The sequence below is a fragment of the Acinetobacter sp. AR_0276 genome, from assembly GCF_003000705.1.
GTDB classification, from domain to species: Bacteria; Pseudomonadota; Gammaproteobacteria; order Pseudomonadales; family Moraxellaceae; genus Acinetobacter; species Acinetobacter nosocomialis.
The window spans coordinates 1,323,034-1,337,190 of the sequence record NZ_PSQO01000004.1 but is presented as its reverse complement, the minus strand read 5'-3'; the positions used below and the strand labels follow the sequence as shown (position 1 = coordinate 1,337,190).

At 39.2% G+C, this 14,157-nt stretch carries 11 protein-coding genes and 4 tRNA genes; 8 read left to right on the top strand and 7 right to left on the bottom strand.

What is annotated here, in order from left to right:
- Positions 1-146: 146 nt before the first annotated feature.
- The 4 genes from CSB87_RS07170 to rnr all read right to left on the bottom strand — a co-directional run bounded on the left by CSB87_RS07170 (position 147) and on the right by rnr (position 5,448).
- On the bottom strand, positions 147-578 hold the full coding sequence (locus tag CSB87_RS07170; RefSeq protein WP_031953373.1) for a hypothetical protein: 432 nt from the start codon (positions 576-578) through the stop codon (positions 147-149).
- A 2-nt stretch (positions 579-580) separates the two neighbouring features.
- Entirely contained in the window at positions 581-799 is a 219-nt protein-coding gene (locus CSB87_RS07165; protein WP_031953372.1) for a YheV family putative zinc ribbon protein, read from the bottom strand.
- Positions 800-839: 40 nt separating this feature from the next.
- Positions 840-2,894, bottom strand: a complete 2,055-nt coding sequence (locus CSB87_RS07160; RefSeq protein WP_031953371.1) for a M3 family metallopeptidase — start codon at positions 2,892-2,894, stop codon at positions 840-842.
- A 133-nt stretch (positions 2,895-3,027) separates the two neighbouring features.
- Complete coding sequence (rnr, locus tag CSB87_RS07155; protein WP_002049749.1) at positions 3,028-5,448, bottom strand: ribonuclease R; 2,421 nt, start codon at positions 5,446-5,448, stop codon at positions 3,028-3,030.
- A 261-nt stretch (positions 5,449-5,709) separates the two neighbouring features.
- Here rnr and CSB87_RS07150 point away from each other — a divergent pair.
- The 4 genes from CSB87_RS07150 (at position 5,710) to CSB87_RS07135 (ending at position 6,704) form a co-directional block, all read left to right on the top strand.
- Positions 5,710-5,800, top strand: a tRNA-Ser gene (locus CSB87_RS07150).
- A 10-nt stretch (positions 5,801-5,810) separates the two neighbouring features.
- Positions 5,811-5,887: transfer RNA gene (locus tag CSB87_RS07145), tRNA-Arg, on the top strand.
- Positions 5,888-5,926: 39 nt separating this feature from the next.
- Positions 5,927-6,003 (top strand) — tRNA-Arg (locus CSB87_RS07140).
- A gap of 107 nt (positions 6,004-6,110) precedes the next feature.
- Positions 6,111-6,704, top strand: a complete 594-nt coding sequence (locus CSB87_RS07135) for an HAD family hydrolase (RefSeq protein ID WP_031953369.1) — start codon at positions 6,111-6,113, stop codon at positions 6,702-6,704.
- Between the two features lie 69 nt (positions 6,705-6,773).
- Here CSB87_RS07135 and CSB87_RS07130 read toward each other — a convergent pair whose 3' ends face one another.
- Positions 6,774-9,383: a beta strand repeat-containing protein gene (locus CSB87_RS07130; RefSeq protein WP_106105056.1), complete on the bottom strand. Its 2,610-nt coding sequence runs from the start codon at positions 9,381-9,383 to the stop codon at positions 6,774-6,776.
- Positions 9,384-9,975: 592 nt separating this feature from the next.
- Between CSB87_RS07130 and CSB87_RS07125 the strand changes: the two genes are divergently transcribed.
- Positions 9,976-10,052: transfer RNA gene (locus tag CSB87_RS07125), tRNA-Arg, on the top strand.
- A gap of 116 nt (positions 10,053-10,168) precedes the next feature.
- Here the strand turns inward: CSB87_RS07125 and CSB87_RS07120 are convergent.
- Entirely contained in the window at positions 10,169-10,861 is a 693-nt protein-coding gene (locus tag CSB87_RS07120) for a nitroreductase family protein (protein ID WP_004711840.1), read from the bottom strand.
- A gap of 223 nt (positions 10,862-11,084) precedes the next feature.
- Here CSB87_RS07120 and CSB87_RS07115 point away from each other — a divergent pair, with 223 nt between their 5' ends.
- Together CSB87_RS07115 and CSB87_RS07110 are read left to right on the top strand one after the other, a co-directional pair.
- Positions 11,085-11,582 carry a YcxB family protein gene (locus CSB87_RS07115; RefSeq protein ID WP_004711841.1) on the top strand — a complete coding sequence of 166 codons (498 nt, stop codon included), beginning with the start codon at positions 11,085-11,087 and terminating at the stop codon, positions 11,580-11,582.
- Between the two features lie 12 nt (positions 11,583-11,594).
- Positions 11,595-12,263, top strand: coding sequence for a fumarylacetoacetate hydrolase family protein (locus CSB87_RS07110; RefSeq protein ID WP_228131598.1), 669 nt, complete (start codon positions 11,595-11,597; stop codon positions 12,261-12,263).
- A 75-nt stretch (positions 12,264-12,338) separates the two neighbouring features.
- Here CSB87_RS07110 and CSB87_RS07105 read toward each other — a convergent pair whose 3' ends face one another.
- Positions 12,339-13,133: an AraC family transcriptional regulator gene (locus CSB87_RS07105; protein ID WP_031953362.1), complete on the bottom strand. Its 795-nt coding sequence runs from the start codon at positions 13,131-13,133 to the stop codon at positions 12,339-12,341.
- 105 nt (positions 13,134-13,238) lie between these two features.
- On the opposite strand from CSB87_RS07105, the gene CSB87_RS07100 reads away from it, so the two are divergent.
- Positions 13,239-14,153, top strand: a complete 915-nt coding sequence (locus tag CSB87_RS07100; protein WP_006582613.1) for a DMT family transporter — start codon at positions 13,239-13,241, stop codon at positions 14,151-14,153.
- The last annotated feature ends 4 nt before the right edge of the window (positions 14,154-14,157 follow it).

Genomic DNA, 14,157 nt, shown 5'->3' with positions numbered 1-14,157 from the left:
TAAATATGTAAGCTCAATAAAAACACCCTCTTTAAGGAGGGTGTTTTTTTATGTGGTAGTTATTTTGATATAAAAATTCTTAATAAATAAAAAAGCTAGTTCAGAGTGAACTAGCTTTTTGCATCATAATGAGATTTAAATAAATACTATTGCTGTTTAACCTGAGCTTCAAGGAGTTTTACTTGCTCTTCTTTTAACTTAATGAGTTGGTCTGCATCGGCATGCTGGGCTTTTAGTGTTGCTTCCTGATCTTGCAGCTGCTGATGAATGTCATTAAGTTTAGAAACTTCTTCTTTTGCTAAAGACTCTTGCGCAGGTACAGGCTGTTTGAGCACATCTTCATTTATAAGTTGCTGCGAATTAGCAGTGTGTGTTTGAGCTACAGGCTCCGAACTTGCAGATGGTTGTGTCGTTTTTTGAGGTACAGGTGTCGAGGCTGGTTGAGGATCAACCATTGGCGCTGACGATTCAGTTTTTTTGAAAAACCATTGTGCTGCGAAAAAAAGCACTACGAGAATGCTTAAGCCCCCAATTAAAATCCACAATAATTTTGAGTTTTGTTTTCTTTGTAGTGGCATGTCTAAGACCTTTGGTCAGAACGACGAGGCTTGAACTGTATTACTCCAACTTCATCAGGTATAGCAGACGTTTCGGGCTCATCAACATGAGTCGGTCGATTTTCGCTATATCCGCATTCGATACATTCAATCCATTCGTCTTCAGCGGTGGTTAGCATGACAATCCGATCTATGGCTTCACATTTTGGACATTTAGCTCCAGCAATGAAACGTTTTTTCATCTTTATCACCCTAACCACACGATCAATTTAGGTCCATAGTTTAAGCGGTTTTATTGTCATTCGTCCAACCTTGATGACGTAACAACGCATCAATTTTTGGCTCACGACCGCGGAAATTCACAAATGCTTCAAGAGCAGTGTCTTTTCCACCTACAGCTAAAATTGCTTGGCGGAATTCTTTACCTGTTTGAGTATTGAAAATACCTTCATTTTCGAAACGGTCAAATGCGTCACTTGCTAAAACTTCCGCCCATTTGTAAGAGTAGTAACCCGCTGCGTAGCCGCCTGCAAAAATATGACTAAAGCTATGTTGGAAACGATTGTATTCAACAGTTGGTACCACTGCATATTGTTTACGAATTTCATCTAAAGTCTGTTGAATTTGCTCACTATTTAATGCTGGTGTTTTGGTATGAATGGTTAAATCAAACAATGCAAATTCAAGCTGACGTAAAGTTTGCATACCAGACTGGAAGAAACGTGCATTTAATAAAGCATCAAGTAACTCTTGAGGTAAGGTCTGCTTGCTCTCAATATGCTCACTTAAAACATCCAGACTTTCTTTATCCCATGACCAAAACTCCATAAACTGACTTGGTAACTCGACTGCATCCCAAGCAACGCCGTGAGTACCTGCAACCGAGATATTATCTACTTCAGTGAGCATATGGTGTAAGCCATGGCCAAATTCGTGGAATAAGGTGATGACTTCATCATGAGTTAATAAGGCAGGCTGGTTACCTACAGGTGGTGTGAAGTTACACACCATATAGCAAATTGGTTTTTGTAAACCATGAACAGTTTGCATACGTGAGCGGAAGCCACTCATCCATGCACCGCCGCGTTTACCAGTACGTGCATATAAATCAAAGTAGAACCCACCAATCACTTGGCCTTGGTCTTCTAACTCAAAATAACGTGCATCTGGATGCCAAACTGGAGCTTCACGTTCAACAATATTAATACCGTATAGGCGCTGCACAATCTGGAATAAACCCTGAATGACTTTCGGAGCAGGGAAATAAGGCTTTAATGCTTCTTGTGACAAATTGAACTGTTGTTGTTTAAGCTTTTCAGAATAGTAAGTGGTATCCCAAGGTTTGAGCTCATCAATCCCATCTTGTTTGGCAATGGCTTGTAGCTCAGCAACTTCTTGGAGAGCAGGGGTACGTGCATGCTCAGCTAAGTCGGCTAAAAAGTCATGAACAGTTTTAACATCTGGAGCCATTTTGCTAGCAAGAGAATATTCAGCGTAGTTATTGAAACCAAGTAGTTTTGCCATCTCTTGGCGAAGGCTCAAGATTTCTTCCATAATCTTGCTGTTATCAAATTCTGTTTGTTCAGATTGATCTGATGCACGAGTGACATAAGCTTTATAAAGCTCTTCTCGCAAAGCACGGTCATCGGCATAGGTCATAATGGCAAAATAAGCTGGGAAATCTAAAGTTGCTACTGCTTGATCAAGCTCACGCTGTTTGCCGTACTGTTTTAATAACTCAACATTACTTTCTGGAAGACCTTTTAGCTGATCTTCTGTCAGTGGTTTAAAATAAGCCTGTGTCGCATCAAGTACATGGTTTGAGAAGTCCGAAGAAAGCTGTGAAAGACGTGCAGAAATTTCTGCATAGCGTTTTTTCTCTTCACCTTCTAAAGCAACGCCAGAAAGTTTAAAGTCACGTAATGCAAGGCGGATCGCACTTTGTTTTGTGGGGCTTAACGTTGAATAGCTCTGACCATCATGAATGTGTTGATAAGTCTGGTACAGCGCCGTATGTTGGCCAAGCTGAGTGTAATATTCACTTAAAGCAGGTAAGAGCGACTGGTAGACCTCTCTAGTTTCAGCATTACTCATCACAGCATTTAAATGTGACAACACTCCCCATGATTCACTGAGGTTATTTTCAAGTGCATCAATTTGTTCAAGCACGGCAAGTTGCTGATCTGTCTCGGATGGTGCAGCCGTAAGGGTATTTAAGAACTCTTGTCCTGCTTGAATCGCTTGTTGAATATCTTGTTTTAAATTATCTAATGTAATTTGGTCAAAGCGGGGAGTAGGTAGAGTCGCTTGCTGTAAAGTCATTGCTAATAGCCACATTATTTTTTAAACATAGTATTAGATGTAGGTATTGTTAGGCAGGAAATCAAGCTTAATTTGAAAATAAACGTTTTAAAAGTATTAAGCCCCCATGCTTGGGAGCTTAATAAAAGGGAATAGAAACATCTATGAATTAGTCAGCCTTAGACTTGGCATTCGACTTTTTCTTTTTGGGTTTCGCTTTTTTCTTTACTTTTTCTGGCTTGGCTTCTGTTTTCGTAGAGGTTTTTTTGCCAGACTTTTTACTATATGAACTAGGTTTACCTTTTTCCTTCTTTTTACGGACAGGTTTTTCACCATCATTCGAAGGAGTAGATGGTTTGCCAAAAACTTCTTCAGTTGCTTGTGCCGCTGTTCTGGTTGTGCGTGGGGCACGACTGCGAACTACTCGTCCAGCATGTGTCACTTGCTGAATAAGTTGGAAATCGATCTTACGTTCTTCTAGATTTACACCAGCAACCTGAATTTTAACTTCATCGCCTAAACCGAAAACCTGACCACGATTTTGTCCAATAAGGTTTTGACTCGCTTGATCATAAATAAAGAAATCATCGCCGAGTTGGCTAATATGAATCATGCCATCAACATAGAGATCTTTAAGAGTAACGAATAGACCAAATTCAGTGACAGCACTTACAATACCAATGAACTCATCACCTAAGTGCTGTTGCATATAGTGGCACTTTAACCAAGTCGTTACACTACGAGATGCTTCATCAGCACGACGCTCGGTTTGAGAGAAATGTTCACCAGCATCATCTAAAGCCGCACCAGAAAGCGGATAAGGCTTTTGTTTAAGATGCGCTTTAATGGCACGATGTAACAATAAATCTGGGTAGCGGCGAATTGGTGAAGTGAAGTGTGTATAAGCTTCATAAGCTAAACCATAGTGACCAGCATTTTTTGCACCATAGTAAGCTTGCATCATTGAGCGTAATAACACTGCATGAATGCTTGGCGCATCAATGCGGTCTTTAGTTGCCTCAATAACTTTTTGATAATCTGCTTGAGTTGGTTGGTCGGGGAACGGTAAGCCAAGAAGTTTTACAAAGTCTTTTACTTTCTGAATACGTGAGAACTCAGGCGCTTCGTGTACGCGATATAACATTGGAATATCATGTTCTAATGCATATTCAGCCGCAGCAACGTTAGCAAGCAACATACATTCTTCAATCAGTTTGTGTGCTTCATTACGTGTACGTGGCAAAATTTCTTTAATTCCGCCCAGCTCATCAAAAGTCATGTACGTTTCAATGGTTTCAAACTCCATTGCATGACGATCAGCACGTAAATTTTTCAAAATCTGATAAAGCTGGAAAAGCGTATTTAGCGATTTGTGAATATCACGATCTTTTGGAATTGCGTCAGTTGCACCGTCAAAGTATTGCGCCACCTGTGTATAGGTCAAACGCGCTTTTGAATGCATTACCGATGGATAAAACTCATAACCAGTTACGCGGCCCGTACGTGAGAGCTTCAAGTCACAGACCATACATAAACGATCTACGTGTGGGTTAAGTGAGCACAATCCATTTGATAATGCTTCTGGTAGCATTGGTAAAACAAAATGAGGGAAGTAAACTGAAGTACCACGTTCTTCTGCTTCTTCATTTAGTGCCGAGCCTAGGCGTACATAGTGGCTTACATCAGCAATTGCTACAACAACGCGATAACCGCCCCCAGGACGTTTTTCTGCATACACAGCATCATCGAAATCTCGAGCATCTTCACCATCGATTGTGACGAGTGCTAAATCTCTTAAATCAACTCGACCTTCCCGGTCTTGTGCAGAAGGTTCCTTAAAACTTTCTGCTTCTTTTATAACTTCATCTGGGAATTCATAAGGCAAGCCAAACTCAAGAATGGTTTGTGGGATAATAATTTCTGTATCCGCTTTATCGGCCATAGATTGAATAATATGCGCCGTAGCAAACTCTTCGCGGGTTGGATAGGTATCGATAGCAACACGAAGCATATCGCCAACATTTGCTTTGGCATGTGCAACTAATTCTTTTTCTAATGGGATAGGTTGATGCTGATTTGGATTATTGGGTTGAATAAAGTATTCACCCTCGTGTATCGACAATTTACCAATTAACTGTTTTACACGGTGTTGGAGAACCTCGGTAATGAAACCCCACGGTTTACCTTTTCGGTCTACTGAGGTCTGCCGAACTCGGACGCGATCGCCGTTAAAGACTAAACGTAACTCGCGCTCAGGAAGCAAAAGATCATCTTGGCCATCAATATGTGCAGTGCCTAAACCTTTACTATTAATATAGACAGTGGCTTCATAGGTTGGTTGGTCTGCCACTAACTGAAACTTGAACCCTTCTTTCATGATTTGGCCATCACGAACCATTGCACTTAAGCGATGGCTTAAAGCTTCGATACTTTTTTGGTCTTGAATATGAAAATGGTCAACAAGTTCTGCATGAGATTGCGGCGTTTGCAATTGTTCCAACGTATCTAATATTAGAGTACGGCTTGGAATAGGATTGTCATAACGTTCAGCTTCAGCTTTCGCTTCGGGATCAGCCCAGTTTTTTGTCATGTCTTTTGGTTTCACGCTTGGCAGATAAGTTTAGCATAAGTCATGCAGACCCGAACTGCACGTTTAGGTTTGCAATAATGTGTTATGCGCTACTGTATTTTAATGAAGAAATAATATCTATCTTAACAAGCGTTTGATCGAAAAAGACGAAAATAATAAGGAAATTGCTTAAAAAATAATTCATTGAACGAAAAAATAAGAAAATTTCAGTATGATGACTTGAACAATAAGGTTTTAGTTTGTATTATGGCGGCTCGTTCCGGTGAGGTGGATGAGTGGCTGAAATCACTTCCCTGCTAAGGAAGCATACCTATTACTGGTATCGAGGGTTCGAATCCCTCTCTCACCGCCATTTACTTAATGCGCTCATAGCTCAGCTGGATAGAGCACTTGGCTACGAACTAAGGGGTCGGGAGTTCGAATCTCTCTGAGCGCACCAAGTAAAACAGAACGAATCGCTGAAAAGCACACAAGTTACGCGCTCATAGCTCAGCTGGATAGAGCACTTGGCTACGAACTAAGGGGTCGGGAGTTCGAATCTCTCTGAGCGCACCAACTTGAAGAATTAACCGCTTTTATAGCGGTTTTTTTGTGCCTGCTATTTAGTAAAATTTTAAAAATCTAAATTTATAACTTTTTAATTATATTAGAGATAATGATAAATGAATCTGGCTTTATTTGACTTTGATGGCACGATCACTCATAACGATACTTTTAGTTTATTTCTTAAATTCTCTTTGAGTGGAAAAACTCAAATATTAGGTGGTCTTCGGCTTGCGCCTTATATTGCAGGATATAAGTTCGGATGGGTAACGGATAAAACCATACGAACTAAGCTCTGTCAGGTGGGATATATAGGCTATGATGCAAACTCTCTAAAATATATAGGACAAGAGTTTGCTAAAACGGTAATTCCTACCTGTATTCGTGAAAATGCTTTAGAACGTATTCACTGGCATAAACAGCAAGGAGATCAGGTTGTTGTGGTATCCGCTTCATTGGGTGTTTATTTAGAAAGTTGGTGTCAGTCTTTAGGTTTGGATGTTATCTGTAATCAACTTGAAATAGATAATGGTATTTTAACGGGTAATTTTATTAATGGTGATTGTGGTTATTTAGAAAAAGTAAATAGAATAAAAAATAAATATGACCTAACCCAATATTCTACAATTTATGCTTATGGAGATACTCCTAATGATTATACAATGTTGGAGCTAGCACATAAGAAATATTATAGATGGCAAGAGATGAATTAATTATTAATTAATATTTAAAAATATATTTAAAAAAGAAAGCCACTTTATCAGTGGCTTTCTTGAAGATTATTAAACAGTATGTACAGAGATATTTAAGAAGTGGTCAGTAAGTAGTGACTGAGGTACTAAAGTATGAACCGTGTCTGTTACGTTAGATACTGTAGAAGTTACTCCGCCTAAGTTACCAGTTACTCCACCTAATAAGTTAGAAATAACATCTGTGCCACCTGTACCAGTTAAGCTACCTACGATATCTGTTACGACACCGATAGGGTTGCTGCCAGCTGTGCCCCCAGTCACACCACCAATAATATCGGTAACTGTGCCAAGTGGGTTACTTCCAGTAGCACCACCAGTTAAACCACCAATAATGTCAGTTACAGTGCCAAGTGGACTATCACCGCCTACACCACCAGTAACACCGCCAATAGCACCAGTCGCACCACCAAGAATGTCGGTTAAAATGCCAGCCGCAGTTGTGCCATTTGAAACGAGAGTGTTGACAATACCAGTCGCATGATCAGTTGCACCTTGGATATTGCCGCCAACTAAATCAGATACAACTTCAAGCGCACCATTTACAGTATCGCGAGAAGTTTCAAAAGTTAATGTACCGAGGTGAGCAATATCAGTAACAGGGTGTTCAGTTTGAGGAAGTACGCCAACTACAGTGTCCGCAACAGTATTAATGCCTGTATTAATAATGCTAGTTTTTAAACTTTCTACACCTTGAAGAACATCAATACCACTTTGAACGGCATCAATAACCGGGGAAATAGGAGATGTACCACCACCAATAATCCCGCCCGTTACACCACCGATGATGTCAGTCACAGTACCAAGCGGGTTGCCGCCAGTAACACCACCAGTTAAACCACCGATGATATCAGTCACAGTACCAAGAGGATTACCGCCAGTAACACCGCCCGTCACACCACCGATAATGTCAGTCACAGTGCCAAGAGGGTTACCACCAGTAACACCACCAGTTAAACCACCGATGATATCAGTCACAGTACCAAGCGGGTTACCGCCAGTAGCGCCACCAGTTAAACCACCGATAATGTCAGTCACAGTGCCAAGAGGGTTACCACCAGTAACACCACCAGTTAAACCACCGATGATATCAGTCACACTACCAAGCGGGTTACCGCCAGTAGCGCCACCAGTTAAACCACCGATGATATCAGTCACAGTACCAAGCGGGTTACCGCCAGTGGTACCACCAGTAACACCACCAATAGCACCAGTTACACCACCAAGAATGTCGGTTAAAATGCCAGTCGCAGTTGTGCCATTTGAAACGAGAGTGTTGACAATACCAGTCGCATGATCAGTTGCACCTTGGATATTGCCGCCCACTAAATCAGATACAACTTCAAGCGCACCATTTACAGTATCGCGAGAAGTTTCAAAAGTTAATGTACCGAGGTGAGCAATATCAGTAACAGGGTGTTCAGTTTGAGGAAGTACGCCAACTACAGTGTCCGCAACAGTATTAATGCCTGTATTAATAATGCTAGTTTTTAAACTTTCCACACCTTGAAGAACATCAATACCACTTTGAACGGCATCAACAACCGGGGAAATAGGAGATGTACCACCACCAATAATCCCGCCCGTTACACCACCAATAATGTCAGTTACAGTACCAAGCGGGTTGCCACCAGTAGCGCCACCAGTTACCCCACCGATAGCGCCAGTTACCCCACCAATAATGTCAGTTACAGTACCAAGCGGGTTGCCACCAGTAGCGCCACCAGTTACACCGCCAATAGCACCTGTCACACCACCGATGATATCAGTCACAGTACCAAGCGGGTTACCACCAGTAGTGCCACCAGTTACACCGCCGATAGCACCAGTTACCCCACCAAGAATGTCAGTTAAAATACCAGTTGCAGTTGAACCGTTATGAACAAGTGTTCCCAGAATACCTGTTGCAGATTGGGTAGCTCCTTGGATGTCACCACCTACTAAATGAGAAACTGTTTCTAAAGCACCATTTACAGTATCGCGAGAAGTTTCAAAAGTTAATGTACCGAGGTGAGCAATATCAGTAACAGGATGTTCAGTTTGAGGAAGTACGCCAACTACAGTGTCCGCAACAGTATTAATGCCTGTATTAATAATGTTGGTTTTTAGACTTTCGACACCTTGTAGCACGTCAATACCGCTTTGTACGACGTTAACAACTGGTGCCAGTGGAGAAGTTCCGCCTCCGACTACACCACCAGTGACACCGCCAATAATATCGGTCACGGTACCAACAGGATTGCTACCAGTAGCACCACCAGTTACACCGCCAATAGCGCCAGTTACACCACCAATAACGTTGGTTAATCCACCAACAGGGCTACCGCCAGTCACGCCACCAGTTAAACCACCTACCACATTGGTTATGGTTCCTAATGGATTTGTTGAGCCTGCAGTACCAGTTACGGTACCCACTACATCAGAAACTAATCCTGTTGTAGCATGCGAGACTGTATTGGTTACAGTTGAAAGTACATTAGAGAGTAAGCCTGATGTTGAAACATTTCCATTAGCAATATTTATGTCAGAAACGTTTACATTAACAGGAGAACCTGTGTTTACAACAGGATTCACCGATACAACATTACCCAGGTCCTGAGTAACTTTTGTTATCGAAGATACGAGATTTTTCAGTAAGAACATGATGGTCTATTTCCTGTATATTTATGTATTTTTAAGTAAGTATTTATTTATTGCGTTAGGCAATTATTGAGATATGTTTCTCAATAATTAAAATTTAGTATTGGGTAGATCTCAAAAAGTGTCAATGCATATTTCTACTCAAATAATTTGATACTTATAATATTTTGACAATTAGTTATTCATTCTGATTTAGACATAAAAATAATAATTTTTTTTATAATATATAGTTTGAAGATGAATGTATGTTTCTCTCATTTTATTATTATTTTTTATAATTATTAATGCTAAATAATTTTATTTATAAAAATACTTTTGCATAAGTAGAAATATATTATTTATATAATCCTGACTAAAAAGCTAGGCTTTTATTTCTGTCAATTTGGCCAAAATGCCCAAATTGGATAGATGAAGACAGAAAACTTTAATTGCAAAAAAATATTTCAAATACATTTTATGGGCAAATAATCCTTTTTTGGACAGCTATGTTGCTGAGGTATTTTATTATGGCTAAGAACTAGACGCTTGATGACAAAAAGATGAAAAAGGTCTTTCTAAAATGAAAAAACTGCGTATAATGCCCTCCATCAAGTACGCGCTCATAGCTCAGCTGGATAGAGCACTTGGCTACGAACTAAGGGGTCGGGAGTTCGAATCTCTCTGAGCGCACCACTTGAAGAATTAACCGCTATATAGCGGTTTTTTTGTGCCTATTTTATATGGATTCTAATAAAAAAGCTGGTGCACATGGCGACCAGCTTTAAAAAGTTCTAAATTCAAAAAAACTATTATCCGAATGTTTTAAAACGACTTTCATCATCAATAAAGGTTTTTTCACCAGCTTTAGCTTCAATAGAACCAAAAACTAACTGAGCTCTTAGCTTCCATTCAGATGGAATATTAAATAAAACATTAATTTTTTCATCAATAATTGGGTTGTAGTGTTGCAATGAAGCGCCAATACCTTGTTCGGTTAAAATGTTCCAGACCGCAAATTGTGCGATTGCTGTTGAATGCTCTGACCAGATCGGGAAATTATCAGCATAAGCTGCAAACTGTTCTTGTAAACCTTTAACCACGTTCTGATCTTCATAAAACAAAACTGTGCCTGCACCAGCAGCAAAACTTTGAATTTTTTGTTCTGTTCCAGATACAGCTTCAGCTGGAACAATACTTTTTAAAACTTCAAGAACTGTATCCCAGAATTTATGATGTGATTGTCCAAATAAAATGACAGCGCGAGATGATTGAGAGTTAAAAGCAGAAGGGCTGTGTCTGATTGCTTCTTGAATTAACTTTTCAATTTCATCATTTGATTGGCTTAAGTTATTTCCAATTGCATAAATAGAGCGGCGATTTTTAATGAGTTCTATAAAAGAAGTTTCATTTGAAGATTCTAGCTCTTGAGCGGCTTTTAAAGCCACATCTTCTTGAGCTGTCGTTTTTTGATTTAAGCCAAATAGTTTTGCAAAGAAAGACATGACGTATTCCACTAAAGAGACAATAGAAGTATTTTATAAATTTAAAGATATGGAATAAGCCTTAAAAATATGAATCTACGTTCTATATATGAAACGAGTAAGCAGCTTGTATGAGTGAAGGCTTTATAGTTCGAGCAAAAATAAAAAATCACTTTTGATTCATTTTAAAGCGTAGATGAATATGCTCTAATAGTTTCGATTTATTCAATATTGATACATAGTGATGACCGAGCAAAAAAGCGCTTTATCTTTACGTTATTATTTAAATTTAGAAGAGTCTCAAGACGGGTTTGGCTTGGTGACATTCGGAAAGAAACAATTCACACGTTTTTTAACCCCTGTTATTAGTATTGCAATTGTTATTTGGGGTTTTTATTTAGGCTTATCAGGCGTTGGTCGCTACTATGTTGCTTTGGGTATTTTTTTCCTGATTATGCAAGGTTTAATGCGCTATTGGCTTTTACCTATGATGTTTAAACGTCAATTTGTTCGTTATCAATTTGGTAAGAGCGAGCAGGGGATCGATTTATACCAAGATTACTTTGAGCTTTATGCCGCTGGCCGTAAACAAGTTGTACAGTATGGTGATGTACAGACTTTTGCCAAAGGTAAACTAACTTATATGCTTGAGTTAAAAAATAAAACGGTCATTATTGTACCGAAACGTGCCTTTGCTCAAGCTTCAGATCAAACTATATTTGAAAATACATTCAAGAAGTAAGTTATTGGAATTATTAGCCGCAACAATAAAGGAAGCCTCATGAAAACACGTCCTTCAAAAATCGTTTGTGTGGGCAGAAGTTATGCTGATCATGTAAAAGAGCTGAACAATGCAATGCCGGGACGACCAGTATTGTTTATCAAGCCTCCAAGTAGTTTGATTGGTTTAGATGAAGGTATTTCATGGAATCCTGCTTGGGGTAGCTGTCATTTCGAATGTGAGTTTGTTTTACGTATTGATCAGCCACTAAAAGGAGAAACCGATCAGCAAAAAGTATTGCAGGCCATTGGTGCAGTGACTTTAGGATTGGATTTAACATTACGTGACTTACAAAATGAATTAAAAGATAAAGGTCAACCTTGGGAAAGAGCAAAAGCATTTGATGGCTCATGCGTACTTGCGGACTGGGTAGATGTAAGTGAAATTAAGAATTGGGAAGAAACTAAATTTACTTTCCATATTAATGATGAACTGCGTCAAGATGGTAATACCGCCTTACTCATGTTTAATATAGCTTATCTATTAACAGATATTAATCAGGTGTTCTCACTTGAACCGGGCGATGTCATTATGACTGGCACGCCAGCGGGTGTAGGACCATTACATGCTGGTGATCAGCTAAAAATGACTTTGAATGGTGCGACTCAGGATTTTATTTGGGAAACCTTTGTGAAAGCATAATTTGATTTACCTCACTAAGTTTTGAACCCTATTATTGAACCAATAATAGGGTTTTTTATTATACCCAACATTAATTTATTGATAGAGCTTTCGGAACTGGTCTGGTGTAAAGCCCATCCAACGTTTAAACATATATATAAATGCTGATGCACTGGCGTAGCCTAAATCAAAAGCAATATTTTCTATGGTTTTACCTTGATTGAGCATAGTCATCGCTTTCATGACTTTTAGTCTTTGTCTCCACTCATGTAAAGACATTCCTAACTCTTTTTGACTGTAACGAGCTAACGTTCTTTCGGTCATATTGTTCCGTTCAGCAAGTTCTTGCAAAGTACTATTGTCTGCAGGACATTGATGTAAATCATTTAGTATTTTGGCTAAGGCTGGATGATTTGTTGTAGGTAAATAACTACCGACCAAATCAGCTTTTATGAGTTGATCTAATAAAACTTGGAGTAGGTGTATATATTCGACCCGGGTTTCATCTTGGGGATTTTGCCTTAAGTGATCAAGTAAAGCAGGCACAAGCGGGGAGGTTAATAATATACCTGCCTTTTGCGGTAACTTTTGGCACAGACTTTCATGAACATATAAAGTTGCATGAGTCACTTGATTGCGGTTAATTCCGCTATGTTTGGTATAAGGCGGTAACCAAATCCCATAAGGAGGCGGAGTTAAATAATTAATTTGATCAATATTAACTTCGAGTACACCACTAAACGCATAAATAAACTCACCCCATGCATGCGCATGTTGAGGATAAATCGTTTCTGCGGGTGCATTGCGGACACGAAACCAAAGCAAATCAGGGATGGCGTTATGAGCAGGAATTTCCTGAAAATCTTGCACACGTTGAGCTGATTTTTTCATCTTTGAAAATTGCCTGAAATTGCTTATGTGTTGTCTGTTTTTCACTATATCATGTAAATAAGACAGTTCTATAGTCAGATTTTTCGCTATAAAGAAAGGTGCTATATGGAAGAGCGCAAAAATCTGGATGCCAGAGCCTCGGCTTTAATGGTGCTTTTATGTATGGTCTTAGGGCTGCAACAGGTGGTTCTGAAAATAGCAGCACCAGATATTTCACCGATTATGCAAATTGCTTTACGCTCTGGTTTATCTGCAGTTCTAGTTCTACCTTTATTGTGGCGTGATCATTCGATTCATCTGTTTTCTTATCAGCAATGTAAAGCTGGTGCTCTTGTCGCTTTATTTTTTTCATTAGAGTTTTATTTCGTTACCGAAGCTTTAAAGTTTACTTCGACTTCTCACACTGTAGTTTTACTCTATACCGCTCCAATTTTTGTCGCCTTAGGATTACATTGGAGATTTCCTACTGAACGCTTGAACAGAGCACAATGGGGAGGTATTGCTCTAGCTTTTATGGGAATTATTATTACATTTTACCCTACAACCACAGCTATAAATGCACCAGCTATAGCGCAAGTTTTATTAGGTGATTTATATGCACTTATGGCTGGACTTGCATGGGCACTGAGTACCATTATCGTTCGTTTATCTTCTTTAGCCCAAGCACCAGCAACTCAAACTTTATTTTATCAATTAACGGGTTGTTTTATTTTATTAATCTCAATCGCTTTTTTGACAGGTCAAACAACTATTCACTTAACAGCTTTAACAATTCTAAGCTTAAGCTTTCAAACTTTAATTGTATCTTTTGCAAGTTTACTATTATGGTTTTGGCTACTCAGAAATTATTTAGCTTCACGATTAGGAGTTTTCTCTTTTCTGACGCCACTATTTGGTGTGCTGTTTAGTGTTTTGTTGTTAAATGAAAAATTAGAAATTAAATTTATTTTTGGAAGTATTTTAGTGCTATCTGGAATAGTTGTGATGAGTCTAAAGCAGGGCCAACCAAACAAAGGTTAAGCCC